At 59.7% G+C, this 24,964-nt stretch carries 28 protein-coding genes; 20 read left to right on the top strand and 8 right to left on the bottom strand.

The features are described 5' to 3' along the window. Positions 1 to 278 precede the first annotated feature (278 nt). A complete protein-coding gene (locus BLS57_RS18565; RefSeq protein ID WP_093744140.1) occupies positions 279 to 536 on the top strand; it encodes a hypothetical protein in 258 nt (85 codons plus the stop codon). A 10-nt stretch (positions 537 to 546) separates the two neighbouring features. Here the strand turns inward: BLS57_RS18565 and repC are convergent, their stop codons facing one another. The 3 genes from repC to BLS57_RS18550 all read right to left on the bottom strand — a co-directional run bounded on the left by repC (position 547) and on the right by BLS57_RS18550 (position 3,314). Next, positions 547 to 1,740 (bottom strand): replication initiation protein RepC, encoded by a 1,194-nt coding sequence (gene repC / locus BLS57_RS18560; protein ID WP_093744139.1) that lies wholly within the window; start codon positions 1,738 to 1,740, stop codon positions 547 to 549. A 317-nt stretch (positions 1,741 to 2,057) separates the two neighbouring features. Then, positions 2,058 to 2,837 (bottom strand): hypothetical protein, encoded by a 780-nt coding sequence (locus BLS57_RS18555; protein ID WP_167356471.1) that lies wholly within the window; start codon positions 2,835 to 2,837, stop codon positions 2,058 to 2,060. A 222-nt stretch (positions 2,838 to 3,059) separates the two neighbouring features. Further along, positions 3,060 to 3,314, bottom strand: a complete 255-nt coding sequence (locus tag BLS57_RS18550; protein ID WP_093744148.1) for a hypothetical protein — start codon at positions 3,312 to 3,314, stop codon at positions 3,060 to 3,062. Between the two features lie 246 nt (positions 3,315 to 3,560). Here BLS57_RS18550 and BLS57_RS18545 point away from each other — a divergent pair, with 246 nt between their 5' ends. The 14 genes from BLS57_RS18545 to BLS57_RS18475 all read left to right on the top strand — a co-directional run bounded on the left by BLS57_RS18545 (position 3,561) and on the right by BLS57_RS18475 (position 15,052). After that, on the top strand, positions 3,561 to 3,896 hold the full coding sequence (locus BLS57_RS18545) for a hypothetical protein (RefSeq protein ID WP_088716870.1): 336 nt from the start codon (positions 3,561 to 3,563) through the stop codon (positions 3,894 to 3,896). A gap of 43 nt (positions 3,897 to 3,939) precedes the next feature. Further along, entirely contained in the window at positions 3,940 to 4,566 is a 627-nt protein-coding gene (locus BLS57_RS18540) for a lytic transglycosylase domain-containing protein (RefSeq protein WP_093744138.1), read from the top strand. Then, complete coding sequence (locus BLS57_RS18535; protein WP_074647466.1) at positions 4,563 to 4,853, top strand: TrbC/VirB2 family protein; 291 nt, start codon at positions 4,563 to 4,565, stop codon at positions 4,851 to 4,853. Before BLS57_RS18540 ends, BLS57_RS18535 begins: the two co-directional genes overlap by 4 nt. A gap of 12 nt (positions 4,854 to 4,865) precedes the next feature. After that, on the top strand, positions 4,866 to 5,144 hold the full coding sequence (locus tag BLS57_RS18530) for a VirB3 family type IV secretion system protein (protein ID WP_074647467.1): 279 nt from the start codon (positions 4,866 to 4,868) through the stop codon (positions 5,142 to 5,144). Beyond that, the gene (locus BLS57_RS18525) at positions 5,134 to 7,497 is read left to right on the top strand and encodes a VirB4 family type IV secretion/conjugal transfer ATPase (protein ID WP_074647468.1); all 2,364 of its coding nucleotides are present in this window, start codon (positions 5,134 to 5,136) and stop codon (positions 7,495 to 7,497) included. Before BLS57_RS18530 ends, BLS57_RS18525 begins: the two co-directional genes overlap by 11 nt. Then, positions 7,494 to 7,718 (top strand): hypothetical protein, encoded by a 225-nt coding sequence (locus tag BLS57_RS18520; RefSeq protein ID WP_139186667.1) that lies wholly within the window; start codon positions 7,494 to 7,496, stop codon positions 7,716 to 7,718. The genes BLS57_RS18525 and BLS57_RS18520 overlap by 4 nt, the downstream gene beginning before the upstream one ends. Then, positions 7,711 to 8,856: a lytic transglycosylase domain-containing protein gene (locus tag BLS57_RS18515; protein ID WP_093744136.1), complete on the top strand. Its 1,146-nt coding sequence runs from the start codon at positions 7,711 to 7,713 to the stop codon at positions 8,854 to 8,856. The genes BLS57_RS18520 and BLS57_RS18515 overlap by 8 nt, the downstream gene beginning before the upstream one ends. Further along, positions 8,856 to 9,704 carry a type IV secretion system protein gene (locus tag BLS57_RS18510; RefSeq protein ID WP_244153733.1) on the top strand — a complete coding sequence of 283 codons (849 nt, stop codon included), beginning with the start codon at positions 8,856 to 8,858 and terminating at the stop codon, positions 9,702 to 9,704. Before BLS57_RS18515 ends, BLS57_RS18510 begins: the two co-directional genes overlap by 1 nt. Before the next feature lie 13 nt (positions 9,705 to 9,717). Continuing rightward, the gene (locus BLS57_RS18505; RefSeq protein WP_074647470.1) at positions 9,718 to 10,371 is read left to right on the top strand and encodes a VirB8 family type IV secretion system protein; all 654 of its coding nucleotides are present in this window, start codon (positions 9,718 to 9,720) and stop codon (positions 10,369 to 10,371) included. A 7-nt stretch (positions 10,372 to 10,378) separates the two neighbouring features. Continuing rightward, positions 10,379 to 11,074, top strand: a complete 696-nt coding sequence (locus tag BLS57_RS18500; RefSeq protein ID WP_074647481.1) for a TrbG/VirB9 family P-type conjugative transfer protein — start codon at positions 10,379 to 10,381, stop codon at positions 11,072 to 11,074. Continuing rightward, positions 11,071 to 12,384 (top strand): TraB/TrbI/VirB10 family type IV secretion system protein, encoded by a 1,314-nt coding sequence (locus BLS57_RS18495; RefSeq protein ID WP_093744134.1) that lies wholly within the window; start codon positions 11,071 to 11,073, stop codon positions 12,382 to 12,384. Before BLS57_RS18500 ends, BLS57_RS18495 begins: the two co-directional genes overlap by 4 nt. After that, positions 12,385 to 13,380, top strand: a complete 996-nt coding sequence (locus BLS57_RS18490; RefSeq protein WP_093744133.1) for an ATPase, T2SS/T4P/T4SS family — start codon at positions 12,385 to 12,387, stop codon at positions 13,378 to 13,380. It begins immediately after the preceding gene. Beyond that, complete coding sequence (locus BLS57_RS18485; protein WP_093744132.1) at positions 13,367 to 13,576, top strand: hypothetical protein; 210 nt, start codon at positions 13,367 to 13,369, stop codon at positions 13,574 to 13,576. The genes BLS57_RS18490 and BLS57_RS18485 overlap by 14 nt, the downstream gene beginning before the upstream one ends. Positions 13,577 to 13,972: 396 nt before the next feature. Further along, entirely contained in the window at positions 13,973 to 15,052 is a 1,080-nt protein-coding gene (locus tag BLS57_RS18475) for a TrbL/VirB6 family protein (protein WP_093744130.1), read from the top strand. 54 nt (positions 15,053 to 15,106) lie between these two features. Here BLS57_RS18475 and BLS57_RS18470 read toward each other — a convergent pair whose 3' ends face one another. Genes BLS57_RS18470 through BLS57_RS18460 form a run of 3 tightly spaced genes read right to left on the bottom strand, consistent with a single transcriptional unit; the run spans position 15,107 to position 20,622 of the window. Further along, a complete protein-coding gene (locus BLS57_RS18470; protein WP_093744129.1) occupies positions 15,107 to 17,134 on the bottom strand; it encodes a type IV secretory system conjugative DNA transfer family protein in 2,028 nt (675 codons plus the stop codon). Beyond that, complete coding sequence (locus BLS57_RS20005) at positions 17,127 to 19,949, bottom strand: relaxase/mobilization nuclease domain-containing protein (protein ID WP_244153732.1); 2,823 nt, start codon at positions 19,947 to 19,949, stop codon at positions 17,127 to 17,129. Before BLS57_RS20005 ends, BLS57_RS18470 begins: the two co-directional genes overlap by 8 nt. Beyond that, positions 19,936 to 20,622, bottom strand: a complete 687-nt coding sequence (locus tag BLS57_RS18460; protein ID WP_244153731.1) for a ribbon-helix-helix domain-containing protein — start codon at positions 20,620 to 20,622, stop codon at positions 19,936 to 19,938. The genes BLS57_RS20005 and BLS57_RS18460 overlap by 14 nt, the downstream gene beginning before the upstream one ends. A gap of 582 nt (positions 20,623 to 21,204) precedes the next feature. Between BLS57_RS18460 and BLS57_RS18450 the strand changes: the two genes are divergently transcribed. The 5 genes from BLS57_RS18450 to BLS57_RS18435 all read left to right on the top strand — a co-directional run bounded on the left by BLS57_RS18450 (position 21,205) and on the right by BLS57_RS18435 (position 23,651). Continuing rightward, positions 21,205 to 21,918: an AAA family ATPase gene (locus BLS57_RS18450; protein ID WP_093744127.1), complete on the top strand. Its 714-nt coding sequence runs from the start codon at positions 21,205 to 21,207 to the stop codon at positions 21,916 to 21,918. After that, positions 21,918 to 22,553 (top strand): hypothetical protein, encoded by a 636-nt coding sequence (locus tag BLS57_RS18445; protein ID WP_093744126.1) that lies wholly within the window; start codon positions 21,918 to 21,920, stop codon positions 22,551 to 22,553. Before BLS57_RS18450 ends, BLS57_RS18445 begins: the two co-directional genes overlap by 1 nt. 228 nt (positions 22,554 to 22,781) lie before the next feature. Next, positions 22,782 to 22,961 (top strand): hypothetical protein, encoded by a 180-nt coding sequence (locus tag BLS57_RS19650; RefSeq protein ID WP_127562610.1) that lies wholly within the window; start codon positions 22,782 to 22,784, stop codon positions 22,959 to 22,961. Then, the gene (locus tag BLS57_RS18440) at positions 22,954 to 23,178 is read left to right on the top strand and encodes a hypothetical protein (protein ID WP_093744125.1); all 225 of its coding nucleotides are present in this window, start codon (positions 22,954 to 22,956) and stop codon (positions 23,176 to 23,178) included. The genes BLS57_RS19650 and BLS57_RS18440 overlap by 8 nt, the downstream gene beginning before the upstream one ends. Before the next feature lie 53 nt (positions 23,179 to 23,231). Next, positions 23,232 to 23,651 (top strand): hypothetical protein, encoded by a 420-nt coding sequence (locus BLS57_RS18435; RefSeq protein WP_093744124.1) that lies wholly within the window; start codon positions 23,232 to 23,234, stop codon positions 23,649 to 23,651. A 134-nt stretch (positions 23,652 to 23,785) separates the two neighbouring features. On the opposite strand, the gene BLS57_RS18430 is transcribed toward BLS57_RS18435, so the two are convergent. Together BLS57_RS18430 and BLS57_RS18425 are read right to left on the bottom strand one after the other, a co-directional pair. Then, complete coding sequence (locus tag BLS57_RS18430; RefSeq protein ID WP_074647535.1) at positions 23,786 to 23,965, bottom strand: hypothetical protein; 180 nt, start codon at positions 23,963 to 23,965, stop codon at positions 23,786 to 23,788. Continuing rightward, entirely contained in the window at positions 23,962 to 24,867 is a 906-nt protein-coding gene (locus BLS57_RS18425; protein WP_093744123.1) for an ArdC family protein, read from the bottom strand. The genes BLS57_RS18430 and BLS57_RS18425 overlap by 4 nt, the downstream gene beginning before the upstream one ends. Positions 24,868 to 24,964: the final 97 nt, after the last annotated feature.

Here is a 24,964-nt window from a genome sequence, read left to right as displayed (position 1 = left end):
TTGGACACTGTTTTGCGGCCTGTCGTAAATCGTTCCTTTGTGGACATGGGGGGCTGTCTGCCCCCGCGCCTCGCGGCGCTCCCCCGAGGATATTTCAGGGAAGATGAAAGGGCGTGATTCCGCGCAATGTTATTGTCCCGAGTCCATGATTATGATATTGAAGGGGCGCGATACAGGCAGGGATGCCGATGATCGCGGAAGGTGAAAGCGTCATGCGCTGTTCTCCATGAGGGTCGGGACCGCGAGGGACCGGCCCTCTCTCGTAGAAAGGGTCTCACATGAAAATCATCCTGATATTGGTGCTGTTTAACATGCAGTCTGGCTCGGAAGTCATCACGGCCGAGTTTGATGATGTGGAGGCGTGCGAGCTGGCCGCGCTGCGCACGTTCCAGGGCGTCAGTGCCGAGGTCGAAATGCGGCCGCTGGAACCGGCGGGGGCGACAATCGCCGGCACGGTCATCGCGCATGGTAATGATGGTGCAGAGCTTGGCATGTATAGCTGCAATCCGGCGCGGTCGGATCGGCGCGAGGGTTGATCGCTGCATCCTAGTATCCCCGTCGGCGCTGCAACCCAATCACGCTACCAACGAGATTGAGATTGCCCCGTTTGTGCGCCCGGATCATGCCACGCAGCGCCCCACCGGGGTTGCGCACCGGGGTTTGCGGGTGGTCGCGGTTCGCATCGAGGACCAGGACGCAAAGGGTGGCGCCGAGGCGGCCGAGTTCGCCGCACGCGGATCGCCAAGCGGAATAATTGATCCCGAGGGGTGAAAGCATGTCGTGGGCTGCGTCGATCATCGCTTCCTTCGTGATCTGACTGGATCTTGCCTGAAGGGTCATTTGGAAGTCGGGGGATGCGAGCTTGAAAAGCTGCTCCGGTTCAAAAAGCGCCTCAAGTTTGGGGTTGATAACGCCGCTATCCGCCTCACACTCATTTTCTCTGCAAATATCGGGGCCGGAAGGCCCCGATCTAAGGAATCCAGAGTGCGCGGGCTTGCCCGCGCTCCGTTCATCCACGCTGGCGTTACAGGATACAGAAGGATTCTTCTGGTTGTCCTCTTGTATAAAGGACCGGAAGGTTTCTGCCGGTTCACAGGAAGAACCAGGTAGGTTTTCAATGATCTCTTCGAGTTCCATGCACAGCTTGGCAGCGTCTTCGACATGGGCTTCGAGGCGGTCCAGGCCGAGAGAATGAAGCCTGTCGGAGCGCGGCCAACCATTGAACCGGGCGAGGACCGAGGCGACAGCCTCATCTTCCAGTGCTTCGGGGGCGAGCCGCGCGATTGCTTCCTTCATCCTGCGCAAGCGAACGCTGCGAAGGCTCTTCAGCTCCTTGATGCGCTTGGTCACGGCGCGCTTCTGGTCGCGCAGCGCCAACAAGTCGGCGAAGCAGGCTTTGAGCGGGGTGAAAAGCAGGCCCCGCCCGGTTCCGGCTTCGCGGGCACCATTCGCCTTGGTGTCACGCTTCAGGATGTTCTTGCGTTCAAAATTCCGCTCATGGCTGCGGAGCTGCCGGGCGGTCATGTGAAGGCGCTCGGCCATCGTTTCCTGGGTGCCGTAGAAGGTCGGATCGGCACCCGGTTCGGTCCAGTCCTTTTCGCTCGTGCTGCCGATGAGCTTGGTCAGCACGAAGATTGCCGCACCGCTCAGGTTAAGGTCGGGTCCGATCTCGCTGATGACGGCGATCACGTCGCGGCGGGTCATGCCCTGCGGCAACGCGACTTGTGGTGAGTGGTTCATTTCCTTGTCCTTTTTCTGCTCGTTGGACAAGGCGGCAAGGCAAAGTTCTCCTGTTCGCACAGGTGCGTTTTTTGCTTGTTTGGTTGACGGGAGGGTGGTAGAACCAGTCCTGAAAACAGATAGTGTTGGACTGTTCGGAACGCCAATTCCTAGGTTCTTAGACCCCCCCTCGCTTGGTTGCCGCCTTGCGGGGGGTTTGCTTTTTGGGGTGTCTGCTCTCCTTGCCTGTTCGATTCTTATGATCGTTCACGACAGGCATACTCTCTTTAGATGCCTGTCGCAATTATAGTATTGACCGGACCTACCCGGCACTACGCTTAGTAGTTGACCTGCTCGAAGCCATAATTGCCCTGATAGTCGCGCCACTCCACAAAGACGGAACGGTGCCAGATGCTCGGGCAGTGTTCGCCATAGCGTTCCATCCCGGTATGTGCCTCGGGCAGCGCACCAACAGAAGAACCCCGCCAATGGAAATCGCCTTGGGTGCCGTAAGACCCCATACGGACGCTCGCGGAGCGGTTGCAATCACCGTCACGCCCGGATTCACGCTGGCGGGCGTAGGTCACATTGAAGACGCGGATCGAGCGAACGAAGTCGAACTCCGATCCGCTGATGTCGATGTCGGCCGTGCCGTTGTCGTCGCTGTATTCCCCTTCCTGCACGAAATGCAGGGCGAAGCCTTCTGGCAACCGCCGGGCAGTCCCGCCGCTCTGGCGAAGAACGGCGGGCTGCGGCTCAAGCGCGTCGTCCGTGAGTGGTGCGCTTGGAAGGGATTGCAGCGGCGCGGGGGCGCTGTCCTGCATGAGAATGTCGAAGATGCGGGTCCGGTTCAGCTCGGACGGATCGACGTTGAAGGACGCGCCCATCGGACAGCGCCAGATTTGCAGGGGCGGCTCGACCGGCCAGGGTGTGATCCTGCGAATGAACTCTGCGCGGGCGCGAGCACAAGGCTCGGAGGCTGGCCAGCCGCCCGAGAGGCAAAGCAGAATGGCACAGTCGATCTGGTAGCTTTGTGCTTGCGCCCGCTCCGGGGCCGCGACAAAGCTGGACGCCGCAACGGCGCAGGCCAGTGCGGTTGTGCGGAGCAGCTTCAACATGGTATCTCCTTCGATGAATGGCGGTGCTATAAGGAAGGGCGCACCCTTATAATCTTGTGATAAGGCGAATGCAGTCCGATTGGCAACATATTCCGGTTGAAAATCATCTTGCAGGACGGGGCAAGGGCTGTTCACGCCAGCTCCTCGCAGGCGTTCATCTGCCAGGTTCGGCCGCAAGCGTATCCACGGCGATGAGCGGAAAACCGCTCAACTAGAGGGGTATCAGTCGTCGGAGACCACTTGATCGAAGAAGCGTCGGTATTCCTCGCTGACCTCCTGCCCTTCCTGGAAGGCCCGCGCCCGTTCTTGATCGAGACATTGCAGGTAGGCGCTGAAGTCCTCGAAGTAGATCTGGAAGTCGTCATAGATCAGCTCGCGATACTCCCTTGCGGACTCGATTTCTGCGGGAACGAAGGGCCGTTCGGGGGGAAAGCAGGTATTTGCTTGCACCCCGGAAGCCGGAAAAATAGACGACATTATAAGCATGTAGGCCGGTAGCTGCGTTCTCGGCATCCTGCGCTGTCCCTTTAGATCACTTGGGAATTTGGTTGGTGATGTGTATTGGTGCCTTAGAGCAGAACTTTCTGCGAGGCGCAACATTACAATGTTGCGCCCCATCTTATAATGTCGTAGGACTGAAGGGCCCGAGAAGGGTTCACGGTCCGTTAACCAGAAGGGGAAGCGCCGATCGTGAGGACAGACCTAAACAAAGAAGCGCCTAATGTGGTTACAGAGACGCAATTCAGGGTCCTCTTGCAGCAGGGGTATCAAGCTGAGGTTGTATGTAAAACCCCAGCGTTCCGAAAAAATGCAGTCTGGTATGGGGAGTGGTTCATCCGGGCTGTCACCGAAGACAGATCGGTTGAGAAGCTGCTTGTGCCGGGACGCCGATGGAACAAGCAGGAAGAGGAAATCCAATTGCGGCTCTTCAAGACCGCGAACGGCCTCATCTCCTTCCTCGAAGGGTTTGGCTTCGATCCGATTCACATCCCGCTGCGAAAAGGGGGCCGCGCCCTCCACGTTCTGCCGAACGGCAACACGCTATCTGACGACGACTAGCGCCGCTCTGGCGCTGTCCTGCACCGTTGCTCTGGCTCAGGGCATGGTGCTGGTGATGGAGGGCGATGGATCGCTTCGTCCCTCCACCCCGCAAACCAACTTCGCCCGAAATTACAATGATGGTGTCGGCCAAGGATCGGCTTCCGACGAGCTGATGCTGTTCGGCCGTGACCGGGATGCAGCTGAGGAAGAGGACGGTTCGTTCCGCGTGGCTGCTGTCGCCCCTCGCGCCGTCGCCCCCCGGCCCGCGATCCTGAATGCCATCGACCAGACCGCCCTTCGCTACGCGAGCCATCCGGCTCTGCGCCGCGCGAACATCAGCGTGACCGAATGGCGGCTGCTCTATCAAGCGAACATTGAAATTGAGAGTGCCTACAACCCGAGTGCCCGCAGCCATGTCGGCGCAATCGGGTTGGGGCAGCTCATGCCAGCGACGGCGGCCAATCTCGGCGTCGATCCCCACGACTGGCAACAGAACCTCGACGGGTCTGCGCGGTATCTCCTGATGATGCTGGCCCGCTTTGGGGACGCTCGACTTGCTTTGGCCGCCTACAACGCGGGCCCCGAGGCGGTGGAGCGGCATGGCGGCATCCCACCCTATCGGGAGACGCAAAACCACGTCAGCCGCGTGCTGGCAGTTTTCAACAGGCTCGAAGGAGAACATTCATGAAGCCTAATCTTAACGTCTTCGTCGCGCTCTGCGGGGTTCTGCTGATGCTGGCAGAACCCGCTCTGGCGCAAAGCATCGACCTATCGCCAGTCCAGGATGTGCTTCAGGGCATCGTGGACGCGATCACCGGCCCCCTTGGGATCGTGATCGGCACGCTGGCGCTGATCGGTGTCTTCCTGTCGTGGCTCTTCGGCATTCTCGATTTCCGTCAGGCCATGTGGGTTGTGGTGGCAATCGCGGGTATCGCTGCCGCGCCGACCATCGTTTCCGCAATCTGGTCTTCGTAAGGAGCTGGCACGATGGCGGAACAGTCTCGTCTTTTCCTTGGCCTTGTGCGGCCTCCCAAACTTCTCGGGCTGCCGATCATGTATGCGATGGTCTGGCTTTTCGGGTCTGTTCTGATCTTCGTCTGGCTTCAGCATTGGGCAGTCGCGGCTATCGCGGCGGCTGCCTATCCCCTGCTGTGGAAGGCGGCGGATTGGGACGAAAATTTCCTCGACGTGGTGGTGACGGCCTTGCAGGTCACGCGCCCGACCCTCAATCGCAAAATCCACGGCGGAGACAGCTATGCCCCGTGATACGAATTATGACCCCCGTTCGCTGCTGCCTGGCTGGTTCGGGCGTGAAGTGAAGCTCGCTTCGATGCTGCCCTATATCAGCCTCGTTGACGACAAGACCGTGCGGACGCGGGGCAATGAACTATTTCAGTGCATCCGTCTGGACGGGGTGAACAGCAACACCACCGACGACGAATATCTGGACCGCACACGGGCGCTCTTTGCGTCCGTGGTCGCGCGGATCGGGCCGGAATGCTCGTTCTATGTCCACAAAGTTTCAAAAGCGATCACGCCTGATCTCGTTCCGGTCGAAGGCGATAGCTTCGCCGCGGCTGTGGATCGTCGCTGGCGGCAGGCTCTCGGTCAGCGCCATTTGCGGGACAAGACGCTGACGCTTACCGTCATGAACCGCCCGGCTGTCGGCTCTAAGTTGCCGCTGCGCGCGGCCAAGTCGGCCGAGCTGCTGCGGGCGCAAACGGAAAAGCGGATGGGCAGGCTTCAGGAGGTTGTTCGCTTCCTTATGTCATCCTTCGCAGACATGAACCCCCGGCTGCTCAATGAGCCTTCGGGCGAGCTTCTTGGCTTCCTGGGCGCGTTGAACACCGGCCAAGAGCTGCCGCTGTATCGCGGTGCCCGCACGACAATCGTTGCCGAAAACGTGGCGAACACGCGCGTCACCTTCAAAGGCGACAAGTTCTTTCTCTCCGATGGGGCAACCGGCCCGCGTATCGGCTCGATCTTCGCGGTGAAGGACTACCCCGAGAAGACGCATTGCACGATGTTCGATGAGCTGAGCCTGCCGGTCGATATGATCGTGACGCACAGCTTCACCCCCATCAACAGCAACTGGATGGCAGGGCGGATCAAGCGGCAGATGCGCTTGCGGGCATCGGCCAACGATGGCGCGGTGTCGCTGCTCGAAGAGCTGCCCACCGCGCTCGATGATCTTGAATCGAAGCGTCTGAGCTTTGGCGATCACCATATGTCGGTGGCCGTGTTCGCGGACAGCGAAGAAAAGCTGGCAAACATCGGCGGCGAGATCAAGAACACAGCCTCGACCGAAGGTGTGAACCTGATTGCCGAAGGCTTCGCCAGCGCCACCCATTTCTTTGCCCAACACCCCGGCAACGGGCACGCGCGGAGCCGAAAAGGGGCGGTGACGAACCGGAATTTCGCGGACTTCGCCGCGTTCCACCGGACGCCGCTCGGTAAGACAGCGGACCAGGTGCCGTGGGGCAAGGTCATCACCATGTTCCCCACGCCGGAACGCTCGGCCTTCTCGTTCAATTACCATGAACAAGGCTCCCCGGACAAAGAGCCGACCGGCGGTCACACGCTGATCCTTGGGCGTCCTGGCTCGGGGAAGTCGGTTCTCTCGGCATTCCTGATGACGCAGGCCCGGCGAGCCGGGGCACGTCTTTTCGTGTTCGACTATCGCTTGGGCATGGAAATGGCGGTGCGCGCTAACGGTGGCCGCTATTCCTCGATCAAAGCCGGTGACGCGACCGGGCTCAACCCGCTCTGGACCGAGATTGACGAACGCGGTCAGGCATGGCTCTCCGACTGGCTGGCCTCGCTGATCCATCGTTCGGACAAGCCGCTGACCCCCGCGCAGACGAACCTTATTCAGCAGGTGGTTCGGCAGAACGCGACGGCCAGCGATGCGAACCTGCGCAACTGGCACGATCTGGCCTCGCTCTTTATCTCGGCCGATGATGGCGGAGATCTTCATGAACGCCTGCAAGAATGGACTGCCGAGGGCCGGTATGGCTGGATTTTCGGCCAGAACCGTGAAGACACGTTCTCGCTCGACGGCGAAGTTGTCGGCTTCGATCTGACTGGCATTCTGGACAGCGAAAGCGAGAAAGAGCGGATGGCTGTGCTGTCCTACCTCTTCCGCCGCGTGGAACGGGTTATCGAGGACCGCAAGCCAACCATCATTGTCATTGATGAGGCGTGGAAAGCTCTCGACAACGGCTATTTCGCTGAACGCCTCTCGAACTGGCTCGTGACGGCCCGGAAGCAAAATGCGGTCGTCGTGATGATGACGCAGTATGCCAGTCAACTCGAACAGACCCGCACCGGCAAAACCATCGTTGAAGCGGTGCCGACGCAAATCCTGTTGCCGAACATCCGGGCCAAGGCATCGGACTACGCGATGCTGAACCTTCACGACAAGGAACTGGACGTGCTGCTCACGTCCAGCCCGGCGTCGCGCATGGGGCTGGTTCGGGATGACCAGGGATCGGTCGTCATCAATGCAGATTTGAGCGCCCTCGGGCCGCTCCTAACCGTCCTCGGCGGGATGGAAAAAGGTGAACAGTTGGTGGGTGCCGATTACCGCCAGCGTGAAGATTTTTGGAGGGTCGAATGAAACCTACTGCAATCCTGATTATGCTGACCGCTCTCGGTGTCGCTGGCTGTGCCGAGTATCGGCCGTCCGAAGCGAATTGTTTCGACACTGTGACGCGCAGCAGTAACAGCATGGCCTTCCTTCCGACCAGTGAGCCGCAGTCGCAGGCCCGGATTTCGACCAAATCCGCACCCTGCACCTTTACCGCGATCGGCGGCCCGGAGGGCCTTAGCGATGGGTAAGACGGCTGCACTGACGGCCATTGCCTTCCTGTGGGGAACCAGCGCGATCGCGCAGGGTGTCCCCACGGTAGACGGTAGCCTGATTATCAGAAACGAGGCGTCGAACGCTCATCGGGAAAGCGATCTCGCCACACAACGCGAAACGCTCGCGGTGCAGGAAGAGATTGCGGCTATCGAGCAGGAACAGCTCTCCATCCTGCAACAGATCCTCGACGCCCAAACCAGCCTTGGCGGCCAAGGCATTCCGGGCATGGTCTCCGCATTGGAAGATGGGGCAGACCCCGAAGCGTCGGCCGATGTGGTCTATGACCCTGAAGACAGCAACCCCGGCGCAGCACAGATGTTCGGGGATGCGGCAAAGAACGTCGAAGAGCTGATTATCCAGGTCGCGCAGGAAACGCATGGCCTTTCAGGTGTCAGCCAAGCGGGGTTTTCGGTCAGGGAATGGCGCTACATGCTGCAAGCCCTGATTTGGCAGGAAAGCCGGTTTTCCATCGGCGCGCGGTCGCCAGTCGGGGCTTTTGGCCTGACCCAGATCATGCCCGGGACCGCCGGCGATCTCGGTATCTATCCCGACTACTACGACAGCCCGTATTTGCAGGTTGAAGGGGGCGCCCGCTATCTGGCGCAGATGCTTGCCATGTTTGATGGCAACATCATTCACGCGCTCGCTGCCTACAACGCTGGCCCCGGCAACGTGCAGAACTATGGCGGAGTGCCGCCGTTCCAGGAAACGCAGCACTACGTTCAGGTGATCCCGGCGAAATACAACGAGTATCTGGCCCGTGGTGGCGGCGGCGATGCCGTTGGCACCATCGACCCGGCGCTGCTCGCGAATTCGAACCTCTCCTTCACGGGTGCCGGGGCCAGCTTCTACGCAAACAACAGCATGGCGACGGTCGAAGCTGCCGCGCGCCGCCTTCAAAGCATCATCCAGCGGATCAGCGAAACCGAGGATGTGCAGGAGGCTATGGCGCTGAACACCTATGCCCGTGCCGAGTTTGGGCGGCTCAGCGCCATCATGGCCCGGCTCCTTGCCGCTCGGGCACGCCCGGCAAGCGCCGAGTCAATCGCGCTCGCAGCCGACCGCCAGCGTGAACAGCAATTCATGAACTTCAATATGGAGGATTTCGACTGATGAAACCGTCGATGAACATCAGCGCGGTGATCCGCAAAATCGCAACCGCCGGTTTCCTCGGCCTCGGCCTCACTGTCGCACCCGTTTCGCTGCTCGGGACCACGGCACCGGCTGCCTATGCGCAAGGCGTTCCTACCGTGGACACGCAGAACATCGCGCAGGAAATCCGTCAGCTTCAGCAGATGATCGAAGATGAAATCCTTCAGAACGATCAGCTCCTGCAACTGCAAAACCAGTTTCAGACGCTGCAAGAGCAATACGCGCAGCTTCAGGAAACCTATGCCGCCCTGACCGGCTTGGCCGAACTTCCCGAGATCATTTCGACGGAAATGGAAGAATGGCTGAACGGGCTGCTCGATCAGGAATTTGGCGACATTACCGGCACCATCGCCGCGATCCAGCAAGGCGATTGGAGCGGCCTGACGGGCTCCGGTTCCAGCCAAATCCGCACCCAGATGGAGCGCGTTCTGGCCGAACACGGTTTCGATGAAGACACGCTTTCGGAAATGGCGAACAGCGGGAACGGCGGTGCGGAACGTGTTGCCACCCAAGCAACGACTGGCGCGATGGTCTCGGCCGCCGCGCAAAACAGCTACACAGAAGCCGGGCAATCGCTTGAGCGGATCGACCGCCTCGTGGACCTGACGGGTGACATGGAAACCCTGAAGGAAAGCATCGACCTCAACACGCGCGTCGTGGCTGAGAACGGCATCATTCTTGTTTCGATCATGCAGCTTCTCGCGGTTGGCACCGTGGGCGAGGGCCAGGCCGGCGTCATCGAGGCAGCGGATCGGGCGGAAGAAGATCGCTACATGGACTTCACCATGCCCGATCTTTCGGCAGACTAAGAGAGGCAGGCAAGTGGCTAAGGATCAAGAAATCATTGAGGAAGAGCTGATTTACGGTGCCCGTCGCCGTGAAAAGCTCTGGCAGAAGCTGGCCTTCGTCGGTTTGGGTTTCGGCGTGTTGGGATGCCTTGGAGGAATGGCGGTCGCGGTCCTCGATGTTGATCCTGCGCCGGTTGTCGTTCCCTACGATCCCAATACCGGCATGGCCCTGCCGAATGCCTCTGTCGGGGCCGTGCGCGTCACCGAGAACCAGGCGGTCATTGAAGCTGCGGTCTTCCGCTATGTCACCCAGCGGGAGACTTACAACCAGCTCGACAACGACCTGCGCGTTCGCGGGGTGCTGGCAATGTCGGACGGCAACGCCGCTGCCTCGCTGCGCCAGCTCTGGAACAGTGCAAGTGAGAACTATCCGCCCAACGTCTACGGCCCGGATGCCCGGCTCGACGTTGAAATTCTGAGCATCAACCGGATCGGGGACAACCGGGCCACTGTGCGCCTTCGCAAGCGGCTCACGTCGCAGCAGGGCGTACAAGCTGGCCTGTTCACGGTCACGCTGATGTTCGACTTCCGGCCCGAAGAGCGGCGGCAGATTGATGAGGTCTGGACGAACCCGTTCGGCTTCACCGTCACCGAATACGCAATTCGCTCGGACAGAATGGAGAACTGATATGAAGATGCTCAAAACCGGCCTTCTGTCCGTCGCTCTTGCCCTGGCGGTTGCTCCGGCCTTCGCGGAGAGCAACCCGAGGGCGGGCAGCCATGACAGCCGTGTTCGGATCGCAACCTACGCGGACGGGCAGGTCTACCGCCTTCGCGTCAGCCTGACCCATGTGACCAGTGTGGAGTTTGGTGAAGGCGAAACCATCCGCTCGATCCTTGCTGGCGACACGGAAGGCTTCCAGCTCGACGGCGTTCCGGGGGGCCGTGCCTTCGCCGTCAAGCCTTTGGCTCGTGGCGTTAGCACCAACATCACGGTCTATACCAATCGGCGCAGCTACTATTTCACCGTCACGGAATCGTCCTCGCCGACCTATTACGTTGTCCAATTCCGGTATCCACAGGATCGAGCGCGCCCGACGAATGCTGTCGCGCAAAGGGCACCGAATTACAACTATGCCGCCTCGGGACGCTCGGAAATCACGCCGACAGCGGTGTGGGACGATGGGACATTCACCTATTTCCGCTTTGCTCCAAACGCCCCGGTCCCTGCCATCTTCCAGTATTCGGCAGGCCGCGAGCGGACGGTGAACAGCCAGCAGATCGAGGACGGCGTTCTTCGCGTGTCAGGGGTGAACCGCCAGTGGGTTCTGCGCCTTGGCGATACCGTCATCTGCATTCAGGAAAATAGCGCCGGAGGGACCGGATCATGAGCGACGAAAAGGATCTTGAAGAGCGCCTGGCCGCGCTCGAAGCCGGAGGCGATAGCGGGCGCAAGAAGGAACGGCCGTCGCCCAAGGTGGCGTTGGCCGGTGTCGGCGCCATCGCGGCCATTGGCCTGATCGCATACCTGGCCCTGCCGTCTGATGAACCGGAAAGTCCGCTGCCTACCGCGCGCCCGGCCGAGTTTCAGGAAGAGGGCGACGGCTTCGGCGCGATCGAGCCGTTCGTGCCCCCTTCCCCGCCTGAGCCTGAAGTCGTGGAAGTTGAAAACGATGGAGACGCGGCACTTCGAGCGCAGCTCGAAGCTCTTCAGGCCGAGATTGCGGAACTCCGTAACGCACCGGCCGACGATGGATCGGCCGCGGCCGCGCTCGAAGCTCTGACGGCACAGGTCGCGGCGCTTCAGGCGGCTTCGGAAGATGCCCGGTCGGAATTTCAGGAGGAACTGGCGGCGCGGGATCGCGAGCTTCAGCGCCTGCGTTCCGAACTTGAGATTGCCCGATTGGATCAAGAAAACCCGATGCGGCCGGGGGGCAATGAAGAGGACGCGCGCCTTGCCGAGCTAGAACGCCGGCGCGCGGAGGCGGCCGCATTTCAGGAAGCCCGGATCAACTCGCCCATGATCGCCTTTGGCAACTCCGGTGCAGGTAGCGATGAAAGCGCCCTGTCGGAAAGAACGCTCGGAGAAGTGACCGATTTCGTTCTCAATGGCGCATCGCCTTCGCAGGTGACGCAGGCCGAGGTCATCGCCAACCCATCGAACACGGTGGTTCAGGGCACGATGATCCAAGCCGTCACCGAAACGGCGCTGGACAGCTCTCTACCGGGCCAAATTCGGGCGATTATCTCGGAGGACGTGCATTCCTATGACGGGTCGCGTGTCCTGATCCCTCGCGGCTCGCGGCTAATCGGGCGCTATCGCTCGGGCCTCAATGTGGGCCAGCAACGTGTGACCGTCGCATGGGACAGGATCATTCTGCCGACGAACCAGACTGTCACCATCAGCTCGTTCGGTGGCGATGAGTTGGGCAGGTCGGGCGTCACGGGCTTTGTGGATACGCGCTTCGGTGAACGCTTCGGTTCTGCCGCCCTGATCTCGATCCTCGGCGCGGTTCCCGCAGTAGCCGCCAGCCAGATCGACGATGATGTGTCCTCGGATGTGGCTGAGGACGTGGGCGATGACCTGCAAGATGCGACCGACGATGTGATGAGCGACTACCTGTCCCTCGGCCCGGTGATCTACGTCGATCAAGGTGCCCGGATTACGGTCATGGTGGATCGGGACTTGGAGATATTCTGAATGACTTCCAGCTACCTCCAAGCATCGCTCGACAAGCTGCCTGACGCCATGCGGGATGATGTGATCGAGATTTGCATCAACCCCGATGGCCGGGTCTGGGGTGAATTTCAGGGCGATCATTTCATGCGCCTGCTCGATGTGTCCATGAGCCAGACGGAAATTCGCGACCTGGGCAACCAGATCGCGTCTGGGGCGAATACAAGGATCGGGAAGGAAAAGCCCATCGTTTCCGTGAGCATCGAGTATCGCGGCCGACCGATCCGGGCGCAGGTGATCCAACCGCCTGCCGTCCAGACAGGGCACTCGATCTCATTGCGCTTCTTCTCGACCTTGCCGATGGAAAAGATCGAACTGAAGTATCTTTATGGAGCGGAACGCAGCCTTGAAGGTGTCCGGCAGGAACGGAACCGCGAGCTGCGCAAGGTCGTGAAGAGCGGCGACATTTACGCCGCGATCAAGTTCTGCGTCGAAAACAAGATGAACATGGTGGTCTCCGGCGGCACGTCCACCGGGAAAACCGTCGCGGCCAGGAAGATCCTCTCCTATGTCGGAGCCGATGAGCGGATCGTGACGATCGAAGAAGCTGCTGAGCTGCTGCCGGGTCAACCGAATGTCGTCACACTGATCGCGAACCGCGATGTGGAGACACAATCCGCTGACACCCTTCTTACCTCCACGCTGCGAATGCGGCCTGATCGCATTGTTTTGGGTGAGGTTCGCGGGCGCGAGGCGATGACCTTCCTAGAGGCCATCAACACCGGGCATGGTGGCTCGATGACGACGCTCCACGCGGAAACGCCGCAACTGGCGGTTCAGCGCCTCGCCATCGCCGCCCTGAAGACGGATGTGCCGATGACCTATGCCGACATGATACAGTATATCGAAAGCTCGATAGACGTGATTATCCAGGCCGGGCGGCACAACGGCGACCGGGGCATCACCGAGTTTTACCTTCCGGGCAACGAAAGTGAGGATCAGAGCAATGAAAACCTTTGAAAACGAAGTGCTGACCTTCGACCCGCAGTCAGCAAAAAGTATGAAGAGCATGCCGGATAAACTCAGGGAATGGGGCGAGGCGGGATTTCAAGTGGTGTCGGTGGTTGAAGCCAGCGCCGAAGGGCGCGGCGGATGGAACCTGTATGTGTTCCTGACGCGCGAAAGCGTCTCGGCCGACAAGGAGAACGCAGCATGATTAAAACTTCCCTCATCGCGGTTCTCGTCTTATCACCCATCCCAGTCGCAGCTCAGTTTGTTCCGACGCTGGACCCCGAGCCACGAGTATGCCCGGATCGACCGCCCAGACCCGACTGGATGGAAAACGCTCATGTTCGGGATGCACACAAGAACATCCTCGTTCAACAGATGTATCGTGCACAGGGCCTGAATGCTGTTGTGGAGACGGGCGATTGCTCGTGCGAGACCCGGTTTCCTTCGTGGAGTGCCGTATCGGACTACTACTTTGAAAACTATGCAGGCTTGGATAGGCACGAGATTCTTGAACGGACCTCGGACTATAGCGGCACTGCCAATGAGCTAAGGCCAACTGCTAGAGCAATCTGCGAAGAGCAGGGAAATTGGTGAGGGCCTTATGAGCGTAGTCACATTTTTCGTTGAGACGGCAGATGACTTTCTAGATACAGCAGCCGAGTCGCAGTTCGGCGCTGTAGCCGCAACCGTCGGCACCGTGATCGCGTTATCTTCAACACTGATCGTGATTTTGATATTTATTAACATGGCGTTCCAGGTTCGGACCGTCGATGGTCGAACCTCGTTCTGGCTTGCCGTGAAAATCGCCTTAGTAGGCATATTTGCTACCAATTGGGCGCAGTTCAACTATCTGGCTGACGGCATCCTGAACGGTATCGACAGCATTGCTGGATCTCTCATCGCGTCTGTTGGTGGCGGTGAGCCTGGTCCTTCGGGAACATATTCTGAAGAGTTCGACCAACTCATCAATCGACTTGGTGAATACCTGAACGCAATCGGTGAGAACTTGAACTGGATGGCGGGTGCACTGATTGACATGCTAGGTGTTGTGCTTCTGTCGCTTTTAGGAGCTCTCGCAGCCTTCCTCACCATCATGTCGCGTATGTTGATCGCCCTGCTGATCGGCATGGCGCCGGTGATGATCTTTCTCACGCTGTTTGAAGTTACGAAGGACTACTTCTCGCGTTGGCTGTCGGCACTGATCTCTTTTGCAATTTATCCGATTATCATCGCCGGGGTTTTTTCTACGATCATTGGCGTCGCGAATGCGTTGATAGACCGGCTCGGAGACCCCACAAGCGCGTCAAACATTGGTGCCCTGTTGCCTTTTTTCATGATGGTTATCATGGGTAAAGGGTTCATTCTGGCCACCCCGTTCATCGCGCGATCTATCTCTGGCAACATTGTCATGCCTGCCATGATGGCCGGGGCAGGCGGCAGCTATCAGTTCGCGAGAGCCGCGATGGGAAGTCAACAAGCGCAAAATCGCTATAAAATGGGAAATGCGTCTGGTGCTGATCTCGCCGGCATGAGAACCAACCAAATGGCACGTCGCGCGATGACTTCTCTGCGCAGATCATCATCTGACACCACTGACGCTGGCGGAAATGCCCCGCCTTCAACCGGCACCGGCGCTAAGATGCAGCGCATGAAAGACCGGGCCGACCGCCTCGGAGATTGAATAAAGGCCCGCGAAAGCGGGCCTTTTGTTTAACTTCGGTCGGACAGGGCGCGGCTACTCGGCCGCGGTCGCCCGCTCGCCTCCCTGCCCTTCCGTGAAACTCGCCTCGAACTCTGCCAGCTTCGCATCAGCGTCACGCAGCGCCTGCACGTCAGCGTCGGTAACGTCGCCCGGCTCGGGCAGATCGAGCCTCTGCTGGACAGACAGGTCGAACTCGCGCTGGCGCTCGTCCATGTCCCGAGTTGCCTGCGTTGCCTGGGCGACGGCTTTGGACCGTTTGCGCTTCGACGTTTTCAGCTTCGCTCGATGGGGCTGATCGCTGGCCTCTTTCACGGAAAGGTTCTCGGCCGCTTCCTGCGGCGCGGCCGCCGGCGTCGGCTGCGCTTCTTCCTCCGGTTCTTCCGCAATCTCTGGCTCGACGGCTTTCAAGGACCGCTCTGGGAAAGGCAACTCGCCCTTCTGCGCACTGTGAATCGCCTTGAAAAACGGATCATCGTAATACTGGATGCGCTTTGCCCGGATCGGCATTTGGGCGTCCACGACCATCACAATGTCATTGAGCGGCATCCGCCGCGCCTCGTCCTCGGGCAAGAGAGACGTTTCTTCGGTCCGTTCGGACATGCTGCGACCCTCGAAGGGGTTCCGACCAATCGACCGGGATCGCGTGACCACGCGCTTGGTTGTCTTGCCCACGGCCTTGCTCAGCTCTTCGACAGTCTTTTCATCGGACGGCGTGAGGTAGAGCTTCACACCGGCGTTGCCCTGCAACGCCCGGCGGGTGTTCTCGCCATAAATCTCGTCCAGCGCCGGGATCGTTTGCGTGACGATAGCCAGGTGCCCCTTGTAGGAGCGCAGCGTCTCGATGCTCTCGACCACGATGGGCATCTTCCCGAGGCGGTTGAACTCGTCCAGCATAATCATCACCGGCCAGGGTTCATCCTTTCCCGGCTCCTTGTCTTGCAGCGATGAAATCAGGTCTGAGAAGAACAGGCGGATCAGCGGGGCCATCGGCTTCACCATGTTGGGCGCAACGACCAGGTAGACGGTGAACGGTTTCTTCCGGATCGTCCGAAAATCGAAGTCCGATTCAACGGTGGCCGCATCAATTGCCGGGTTGCTCCATTGATCGAGGCCCGAGGTCATCAGGAGCGACACATAGGAGGTCAGCGTGTCGTTGTTGGTCGAAGCCAGCCGCTCGAAGATGAGCTTCGCAGCGCGGTTCTGCACTTCGTCCCGGCGCTTCATGAACTCCTTCTGCTTGTTTCCGCCGGACGCGCTGATCCGGTAAATCTCGCCCAAGGTCGGGCGCTTCCGCTCGAACGCCAAAAGACCGGCGGCAACGAAGAGGTCGATACCGCCTTTCAAGAGGCCCTGAACCCGGTCGCTGTCCGCTTGCAGGAACAGCGAGGCGAGAAGCTGAAGCTCCATCTGCTTTCTGTCAGGATCGTCCAGCTCGAAGATCCTCAGCAGCGGGTTGTAGCGATGGCTGCGCCGGTCGTGCCAATCGGTCGGAGCAAAGCGGAAAACCTTGTCGCCCTCCGACGCTCGATGCCGGGCGGTATGCTCGAAATTCTCCCCCTTCACGTCCAGGACCACGGCGGACCCTTTGAAGGTTAGAAGGTTCGGGATAACGAAGCCGGTGGTTTTCCCCCGCCCGGTCGGTGCGACGATCAATGCGTGAGGAAAAACCTTCGACGTGATGAGCTTTCCGCGCGACTTCGGCTTGCCCATCTTGCCCAGGATAAACCCTGTGCCGGGTTTGCCGAAAAACCCGTTGCGGGCCATTTCAGCGGCCTTCTGCCAATGGGTGCGCCCGAAGCGGGTGAGTGCAGAGCCGGACAGAACCGCGCTCAGAAGCATCCCGGCCAAGGCAAAGCCGCCGATGATGAGATTGACCTTCTCGAAGTCGTTGGGGCGGACGATCCGCATATCAAGGTAGTTCTGCGCCAGCCAGAAGAAGTCGATCTCAGCCGACAGCCCATAGTCGCGAAACGTGAGGTAGGCGGTCGCAACCACATAGCCGACAGCGGCCGAAACCAGCGTCAGGAGGATTACGCCGACTGCGATCTTGCCCTTATCCATGCGTCTGCCCCTTTTCGCTGTGGCTCTGAACATGCTTCAGGCGCTGCGCATCGTATTCTTCATCGGCAATCTCGGAAATGACCTCGCGGGTGGCCTCGCTGTTGGCCGTCGCTTCATCCGATTGCAGATAGGCTTTCGCGGCGTAGAGCCGTTCCAGGCGGTCATCAATGACGTTCTCCAAGGCATCTGCATCACCTTCGCGCAAAGCCTCGATCCGCTCGTCATCCAGCTCGCGTTCGATTTCCTCACGATAGGCGCGGCCACTGGCCTCGTCTGCGAAGGTCGGGTTGATCTTGTCGTCGCGTTCGTGAGCAATGACACGCTCGATCTCAGGACTACGCCCGGTGCTGGTCAGTTCACGTTGCGCCGCCACCTCGGAAACCCGCTCACTGTCCCGAATGCTCATTGCCGTGGCGTAGGTCTGACCCAGACCCCGTGCAAGGTGATCGGGCATGTCCGGATACCGGGCCTTGAAGCCATCTGCGACAGTCGCCTTCACATCGGCGGATTCGTCAGCTCCGGCGGCGCGGGCCTCCGCCTCGATCCGGTCGTATAGGTCGCGATCGACAATCGTTTCCTGATAGGGCTGGTCACGATAGATCAGGTCCGGGGACGCCAGGATTTCCGGCTTATCTTGGAGGTAATCAGCTTGCTCGCTTGCAATCCGCTCTCGTGCCATTGCCTCGATCCGCCCGTCCTCGGACATAGCCTGCACACGATCATAGCGCGTATCGAAGTCCTCCGATTGATCGGCTGACATAAGCTCGTCGCGGATGCGGCTGCTCATGCGATCAAGACTGGCTTGCTCGATATGAGCCTGATGGGAAACGCCGCCCTCATTGTCGGTCTCGACTTCATAGGGACGCATCGCATCATCGAACTCGCGCAAGCGATCCTGCTCGAACCGATCTACTTCAGCACTGTAGCCCTCAAAATCCTCATGCTCATGCGAACGGAACTCGCGGGTATCCTCGCGCACCAACCCGTCGCGCATCTGCGCACCATACCTGTCAGCGGTGTCGCGCAGCAAAGCATCGGCCCGGCGCTGATCTTCAACCGACATACCTCCTGCCGCGCGCTCTTTTGCTAGGGCCGTGAACGCCATGCCCAGCTCCGCGTTGGTGCTGACATTTGTGCGCCCCTGCGCCGCACGATCCCGCTCGATCACCAAAGGCTCGAACGTGGCATAGTCATTGTTTGGCCCGTCGAAATTGTCACGAACCCCCTTCTCGACCTCGGCAACGGCCTCAGCCTCTCGTGCGGAAATGCCCTCATTCTCAGCTCGAATTACGCCGGCCTCAGTCCGCAGCTCATCGCTGACACGTTCCCGATAGACTTCATCGTTCGCCTGATCGCGCAGGAAGTCTTGATAATCCGGATCGTCCTCGAACACCCCATCGTCGCGCAGAACCTCGGCCCGTTCGAGCGCGGTCCCTAGCTGGACATGCACCTGGTCCAGCTTGTCCACCGCTTGCTGAAGATCTTCGCGCCGTTCGAGATTGAGCCCATCAGTCTCCGCGATGCGGCTCAAATCATCGGAAAGCCATTGGCGTTCCAGCGCAGCGTTATTCGCTGTGGTTTCGATCCGTGCGATGATCGTCTCGGACGAAATGCCTGTGCCACGCAAAGCCGTTTCGATCTGCGCCCTCGTCTCGGGCTCGCGCAGCCGCTCGACGGCATCGCGGTTCACATTGGTTTCGGAATAGACCCCATCGGTCGAAGGCGCATCAAGTAGCGTTTGCGAACGGGTGCCAAGAGGCTGCATGTGCGCAACCCCCCGATAGATTTCATTGAGACGCGCTTGCGCTTGGGGTCGCTGCGCCTCGGGCGTGCTGGCAACCATCGCCTCAACGCGCTCCATCCGTGCGGCAAAGCTGCTTCTCAGATCATCAAAGGACTGTTCCTCGGCCATGTAAACTTCTCCATTCTGTTCAAGATGCCCGCCCCGTGCCATCATCTCACCGGCACGGAACAAGGCGTTTGCAATATCCTCACGGTTCTCGGCCGACGCCTCGGCGGCCAGTGAACGGTAAACCTTCGTATTGCTGGCGATCTCCGCCAGTGCGCGGTCCAGATCGCGCCCCACGCGGACACGTCCAACCGGCTCCCTGCCCTCTTCCTTGGCCGCGTAAACCTCCTTGGTGCGCGGCTGATATGTTACCACACCCCGATCCAAACGGCGCGTTGCTTCGAGACAAACACCATATTTTTCAGCCTCTTCGACCATCGCCGTGCGGAAGTCGTCGTAGTTGAAATGGTGATCCCGCCCCAGATAGAAGAACTCGCCCTCCTGGGACCGCCGGTTCAGGACGACATGGGCATGAGGGTGAGCCCGATCCTCATGCACCGCGATCAGGTAGTCGAAATTGCGGTCTTCCGTGGCGAAGAACCGTTCGCAAACGTCGCTGGCAATGTCTCGAACATCAGCGCCGCGCGTGCCAACAGGGAACGACATAAGAAGATGGGTCGTGTGCCCCATCTTGGGGTTGAAACCCTTGTCCCAACGCTCGGTGAAACGATCTGCCACGCTCTTGATTTCATCGGCGCTCAACTGGCGCTTCCCATCGAGAACGCCACGGCTGTCCACGATATGCGAACTCTTTGTGGTCAGATACTCAAGCTGATTGACGAGCTGACCCCGCGTGTGCGTTCCGCCTGACCGGATTGCCTTGAAAACGGCCGCTCGATGCCCCGCCCCGGCACGGGCCATCTGCTGCCGCTTCTGACCCAGGCCCTGCATAGAGCCTCGAACCTTGCTCCACCCCTCTTGGAAAAGCTCACCAGTGACGGCGGCAACCGCGTTACTCTTCGCCATCTGCCAGCTCCTTCAAGGCGGCATTGACCGTCAATGTCAGGTGACTGCGGCGACGCTCTGCTAGCGAATGAACCTGATCGGCAAAGTCTAGAACGAACCCGGCAAGGCTCCGCATCTGCGATAGACTGCCCGGCCCGAAGGGCGGTCGAAGGCCCTTCTTGTTCGCCTCGTTCATGCGCTTGGCGATTTGGGTGACGTTATTGCCCACACGATTCAGGGCTGCACGGAAGCTGCTCAGCTCAGAAGACAGGTGTTCATCGGGGATGAAAACGCCATTCGCACACTGGATCAGGCGGCGCAAACCATCCGATCTGCTGTTGATCCCGTTCTTGCTCAAGACGGCATCGAACGCGCGAAGCTCTTCTTCGGTAACGGTTACGCTGACCTGGCGCGTCCTGATGCTGCTTTCGCGGCGGCGCTCTTTTTCAGTGCGAACCGTGTAGTAGATCGCCCGTTCCGTCACTTTGAAACGCGCCGCAAGTGCCTTTGCGGAAACGCCTTTTCCGCTCTCGCGGACGATGGCGAGCCGTTCTTCACGGGTCAGACGGCGGCGCGACGACATACTGAACATACACTCCCTATTTCCTGCCACCTTCATACAGACGAATAGGCTTCGACGCAATCCGGGGATTGTGTCGAAGCCGTTAAGTTCGGTGTATTCCGCATCAGGCACGGCTTGCCCGTGCCGTGATCGAACCCTGGTTCGATCTGGGCCGCTCCGGCCCACCCCTCTAAAAATGCCCTGTGAGGCGCTAGAAGCGCCTCTCCGCACCCTCCCCCCTCAGAATCCTCTGAAGCGCCCTCAGAGAGCCGCTGCGGCGCTCCTATGCGCCATGCCGCCCCCGACCGAGGCAGACAGTTCCAGCGAACGGTCTGATTGCGATGTGGAAGAGAGGCACCACGCGGCCCCTTTCGGCTCCGTCGCCTCCCTAACGCTCCGCACGCAACACGCAACACGCAACACGCAACACACAACACGCAACCAAGAACAGTTGCCACGCGAAAAACGACAAGCAACACGGCTCACGCGACAGGCAACAAGCGACACTGGACACTGGACACTGGACACTTGACACTGGACAGAAAACACTTGACCCGCAACACGCAACACACGACAAGGGACAAGGGACAAGGGACAAGTAACAGGCAACAGTTACCACGCGACAAGCGACAAGCGACAAGCGACAAGCGACAGTCAACCCGGATCACCGGACAAGCAACACTGAACAATCAACACTGAACATGAGGCCGAGCAATGCCGAACGAAAACATGAAAGTCATCACGGTCATGACGCGCAAAGGCGGCGCCGGAAAGACGATGCTGACCCGTGCCCTGGCGAGTGCAGCTATGAACGCAGGCAAGAAATGCCTTGTCCTAGATGCCGACCCGCAACAAGCCTTGTTTCGATGGGCTGAGAAGCTGAAGATCGAAGACCCGAATTTCACCATCGAAGAGCTAAAGTCACCCGAAGCATTCGAGGCGCGGGTGGATGCTGTCTGGGAAGAAGGGTCAACGGATTTCGTCTTCGTTGACACGCTTGGGGCCGCTGGTGCTTGGGCCGACGATCTCGCGGCCTTCAGCGACATTCTTGTGGTGCCCATGATGCTGTCCAACGACGACATGGAAATCACGCAAGACACCCACAAATGGTATGTTGACCTCCGGGGCAGGACCGAAGATCCCGAAAACCTGCCGACCTTCCATGTCGTTCTTTCAAGCGTTCCCGCACGGATGAGTAAAACCGAACAGCAACTTGAGCTGGAAGCGGTTCAATCCTTCCCGGTCGTCCAGAACTACTTCATGGAGCGCAAACAGCATAAAGACGCCGCCAGCCTCGGATTTCTCCATTATCTCGCGGAGGCACGACGCAACGATCCGAACCCTCTGCTGCGCACCCACGCAAAGCACTATGAAGAGGCTCTGGACGAAGCACTGGCGATCCTTCAGGACATTGGAGGGATCGCATAATGGCCCGAAAGCAACGTCCGAACATCAAGGGCTTCAACCCTGAATACACCACCAATTTCGGAACCACTCGCGAAAGCGCCGGAACCTTCGCAGCGGAAATCCCGAAACCCTCCGCTCCCGTGGAACCGGCCGCTGAACAAACGCCAGCACATGCGAAGCCTGATCCTGAAACCGACACTCCCTCTGCAAACAAGCCCAAAGCTGATAAGCCCGCTCGCCCGCGCGTGGAGAAAGATCGAGAACCGCAGGCCCCCAAAGCACCAAAACCCGCCGCCGAGAAACGGGAAACGCGCCTCGACGCTGCTGTGAAGGTCGATCAGGGCAAGAAGCTCGATGCTCTGGAAGGGCAGGGGATCGCCGCCCGCGATGTGATCGTGCTTGCCGGACGCCGGGCAACGGCCAGGTTCGAGCTGAAGGCTAAATATATTGAAAAGCCCGAGGCAGATCGCCTTCCGATGCGTGAAGGCTACCACACAACGAAACGGCTCCCCGCGAACATCCTGGACGATCTGCGCGAAAAGCATGATCCGCTTCGTCTCCAATCCGACAGCGCGATGGTGCGGGGCCAGTTCGAACCCGTGTTCTGGACCTGCCTTGATGAAGTCATCGAAGAGCTTCGCCAGAAGAAGGATTAGAAGACGCGGCAAGCCGCGTCACGTTGTTGCATAGAAGGGGGAAGGAGTTTCGGCTTCCTTCCCCCTGAAGCAAAATAGACAGGGCCGTGTCCTCGGCTGCGCCTGCGGGCCGCACCACCCCTGTCGATTTTGCTTCACCCCCATCCTCTCACGCTCGCCGCTCGGCAGGGGTAAGCGGGCGCTTACCCTCCCTTCAATGATGAAAAAGGCGCGGGAACGGGGCGCTCCGTGGATCAAAAAAACGGAGTGAAAACCATGCCGAGGCAAAAAAGACTGGAAGCGAAAGCAATCAAGCGCATCCTCGATGCCAGGACGCGCGAGATCGTCGGATGGCTCTACGAGTGGAACACCGGCGAGATACTTCCGCGCTGGAAGGACGGGCGTAGGGAAAATGTCATCTATGAGTAAGACACCATTGTTTTCGTTGTCGGCCGAGGAAGACGGGCGAAGCCTTGGCACGGTCTACTCGACCAGCTCGAAGACCCTGCGCGTCTTTGGCGCGGCGTATATGCGCGATCCGAAGACGCGCGGGGAAATCACCTTGAAGAACCCCGAGGGGCGCGCGGTTGCCTCTTTCGACGTTTGGCAAGACAGATGGTCGGAAACCGCCGAAACCTTTGAATAATCTTCCCTTTTTGTTCCCAAAATGCTAGGCTGTCTCCCAAAAGGAGGCAGCCTATGCAGTTTCATAAAGCATTGATTTGCAGCGTAATTATTCTGACGGCATCGCCCGCTGTGGCAAGTGCCTGGGAACATGAGCATGAGCGCGGGGTCGATCTCTACCGCACGGAAAATGCAGGCGTGGTCGTCTCGCTGGTTTGTGATCCGAATACGGTCTACGGGACCACGGAAAGCGCCGTCCTGATCGAAGCCGGCGACAACCCCGACCTGTCGGCCGAGGTGGGCTTCAGCTTTCCCGATGGCAACAGGATCGGCGCGGCAATGGTGCATGGGCGCTACGGAAAAGCGACGGCCAACCCCGTGGAATGGGAAACTCTGATCGCCGGATTCCGTGAACATCAGACAGTCACGATTACGATTGGCGACAGCTCGACCGAGGTTGAGCTTGGCGATCCCATGCCCTTCACCTGCCTCTGACCTTGCGCCTGCGAAAGCAGGCTCGGCGCGAAGCGCCGGGCGGGGCCGGGGCCGCGCGCAAGCGTGGCCCCGGCCCCGTCAAACATAGCACCAGGGCAAAGAAAACCCCCGCCGGGGGGCGGGGGCTGACAGGTTCAAAGCTCGATGCCGGGGCGCAAGTTGCCGTCTTGGTCCAGCCATTGCCGCGCCTCGGCGCAAGCGTAACAGATGCAAGAGCCCTCGCCCTCGATCGTCACCGGCGCGAAATAGACCGGCGGGTTTATCCTGCCGCATTTGCGGCAGGACAGGCGGGGCAGGGTGTGGGGGCCGCTCATGCGGCCACCTGCTTTTCGCCCTCGGCAACGCGGGCCTTTTCGTTGATGTAGTCCACGGCCTTCTGTGCCTCGGCGGCAGCCTTGAAAATCATTTCCTTGTCGGATTTCAGGGCCTCAAGCCATCCCTCGACATATGCCGCGCTCTGGTCAAACTGCGGCTCGACGCCAAGCTGAACGGCAAGGAAACATGCGCCGATCTCGGCCACCAGCTCGTCAAATGCGTATTCCTTACGGTTCGCATGGGCCTTCTGAGTGGCAAGGCGCTTTTCGCCGCAAGCCCAATGCGTCAGCTCGTGGGCGAGTGTCCCATAGTATCCGGCGGCGCTGTAGAACGTCGCAATCGGAGGCATATGGATGTGGTCTTTCGTCGGGTGGAAGTAGGCGCGCGGTTCCTCCGTGGTGATGATTTCCGCCCCGCTGCGGGCAAAGAAAGCGTCAAGCTCGGCGTCGGCCTCGGTGCCAAGATCGCGGGGCGGTTCCGGGCGGATGTAATAGGCTTCCGGCAAGCCCTCGATCTGGTCGGCATTGAAAACATTGTTGGTCTTGGCAAACCGGATGCGGCGTTTTCCGTCCTCGCCCTCTACCGCGTTCTCGTCCTCGCGCTCAATCGAGCCATAGAAAACAGATTTCGTCGCCTTCTCGCCCTTCTTCACACAACCGCCAAGCTCAAGGGCCTGTTTGAAGGTCATCCAGCGCGCGGAATTGTAGCCGCGAACATGCGCCGTCGCCCAAAGCATCAGAATGTTGATGCCTTGATAGGAATCGCCATTGTGCCGCAAGGGAAAGCTCGCGCCGCTCATGTCGCCCGTCCACGGCTTGCGCCACGGCGGGGTGCCCGCCTCGATCTGCGCAATGATCGTGTCGGTGACGTGCTGCTTGATGTCAAAACGCTCTTTAGCCATGACTGGCCTCCTTGTGGTGATGCCCTATCCGGTCTGGTGCCGAAAATTGGGGCGGGGTTTCTGGCGAGGACCGCTGCAAGCGGCCCTCTCCTGAAAG

It is taken from the genome of Sulfitobacter delicatus, from assembly GCF_900102535.1.
Lineage (GTDB): Bacteria > Pseudomonadota > Alphaproteobacteria > Rhodobacterales > Rhodobacteraceae > Sulfitobacter > Sulfitobacter delicatus.
The sequence above is the reverse complement of the archived record's forward strand: the minus strand, read 5'-3'. Positions and strand labels throughout refer to the sequence as shown.

Coding starts and splice junctions, on each gene's coding strand:
- BLS57_RS18430 (WP_074647535.1), bottom strand. CDS start 23,965: ATGAGCGGCCCCCACACCCTGCCCCGCCTGTCCTGCCGCAAATGCGGC.
- BLS57_RS18565 (WP_093744140.1), top strand. CDS start 279: ATGAAAATCATCCTGATATTGGTGCTGTTTAACATGCAGTCTGGCTCG.
- BLS57_RS18510 (WP_244153733.1), top strand. CDS start 8,856: ATGAAACCGTCGATGAACATCAGCGCGGTGATCCGCAAAATCGCAACC.
- BLS57_RS18440 (WP_093744125.1), top strand. CDS start 22,954: ATGAGTAAGACACCATTGTTTTCGTTGTCGGCCGAGGAAGACGGGCGA.
- BLS57_RS18495 (WP_093744134.1), top strand. CDS start 11,071: ATGAGCGACGAAAAGGATCTTGAAGAGCGCCTGGCCGCGCTCGAAGCC.
- BLS57_RS18535 (WP_074647466.1), top strand. CDS start 4,563: ATGAAGCCTAATCTTAACGTCTTCGTCGCGCTCTGCGGGGTTCTGCTG.
- BLS57_RS18500 (WP_074647481.1), top strand. CDS start 10,379: ATGCTCAAAACCGGCCTTCTGTCCGTCGCTCTTGCCCTGGCGGTTGCT.
- BLS57_RS18425 (WP_093744123.1), bottom strand. CDS start 24,867: ATGGCTAAAGAGCGTTTTGACATCAAGCAGCACGTCACCGACACGATC.
- BLS57_RS18490 (WP_093744133.1), top strand. CDS start 12,385: ATGACTTCCAGCTACCTCCAAGCATCGCTCGACAAGCTGCCTGACGCC.
- BLS57_RS18530 (WP_074647467.1), top strand. CDS start 4,866: ATGGCGGAACAGTCTCGTCTTTTCCTTGGCCTTGTGCGGCCTCCCAAA.
- BLS57_RS18475 (WP_093744130.1), top strand. CDS start 13,973: ATGAGCGTAGTCACATTTTTCGTTGAGACGGCAGATGACTTTCTAGAT.
- BLS57_RS18525 (WP_074647468.1), top strand. CDS start 5,134: ATGCCCCGTGATACGAATTATGACCCCCGTTCGCTGCTGCCTGGCTGG.
- BLS57_RS20005 (WP_244153732.1), bottom strand. CDS start 19,949: ATGGCGAAGAGTAACGCGGTTGCCGCCGTCACTGGTGAGCTTTTCCAA.
- BLS57_RS18520 (WP_139186667.1), top strand. CDS start 7,494: ATGAAACCTACTGCAATCCTGATTATGCTGACCGCTCTCGGTGTCGCT.
- BLS57_RS18515 (WP_093744136.1), top strand. CDS start 7,711: ATGGGTAAGACGGCTGCACTGACGGCCATTGCCTTCCTGTGGGGAACC.
- BLS57_RS18485 (WP_093744132.1), top strand. CDS start 13,367: ATGAAAACCTTTGAAAACGAAGTGCTGACCTTCGACCCGCAGTCAGCA.
- BLS57_RS18540 (WP_093744138.1), top strand. CDS start 3,940: ATGGTGCTGGTGATGGAGGGCGATGGATCGCTTCGTCCCTCCACCCCG.
- BLS57_RS18450 (WP_093744127.1), top strand. CDS start 21,205: ATGCCGAACGAAAACATGAAAGTCATCACGGTCATGACGCGCAAAGGC.
- BLS57_RS18550 (WP_093744148.1), bottom strand. CDS start 3,314: ATGTCGTCTATTTTTCCGGCTTCCGGGGTGCAAGCAAATACCTGCTTT.
- BLS57_RS18435 (WP_093744124.1), top strand. CDS start 23,232: ATGCAGTTTCATAAAGCATTGATTTGCAGCGTAATTATTCTGACGGCA.
- repC (WP_093744139.1), bottom strand. CDS start 1,740: ATGAACCACTCACCACAAGTCGCGTTGCCGCAGGGCATGACCCGCCGC.
- BLS57_RS18555 (WP_167356471.1), bottom strand. CDS start 2,837: ATGTTGAAGCTGCTCCGCACAACCGCACTGGCCTGCGCCGTTGCGGCG.
- BLS57_RS18445 (WP_093744126.1), top strand. CDS start 21,918: ATGGCCCGAAAGCAACGTCCGAACATCAAGGGCTTCAACCCTGAATAC.
- BLS57_RS18470 (WP_093744129.1), bottom strand. CDS start 17,134: ATGGATAAGGGCAAGATCGCAGTCGGCGTAATCCTCCTGACGCTGGTT.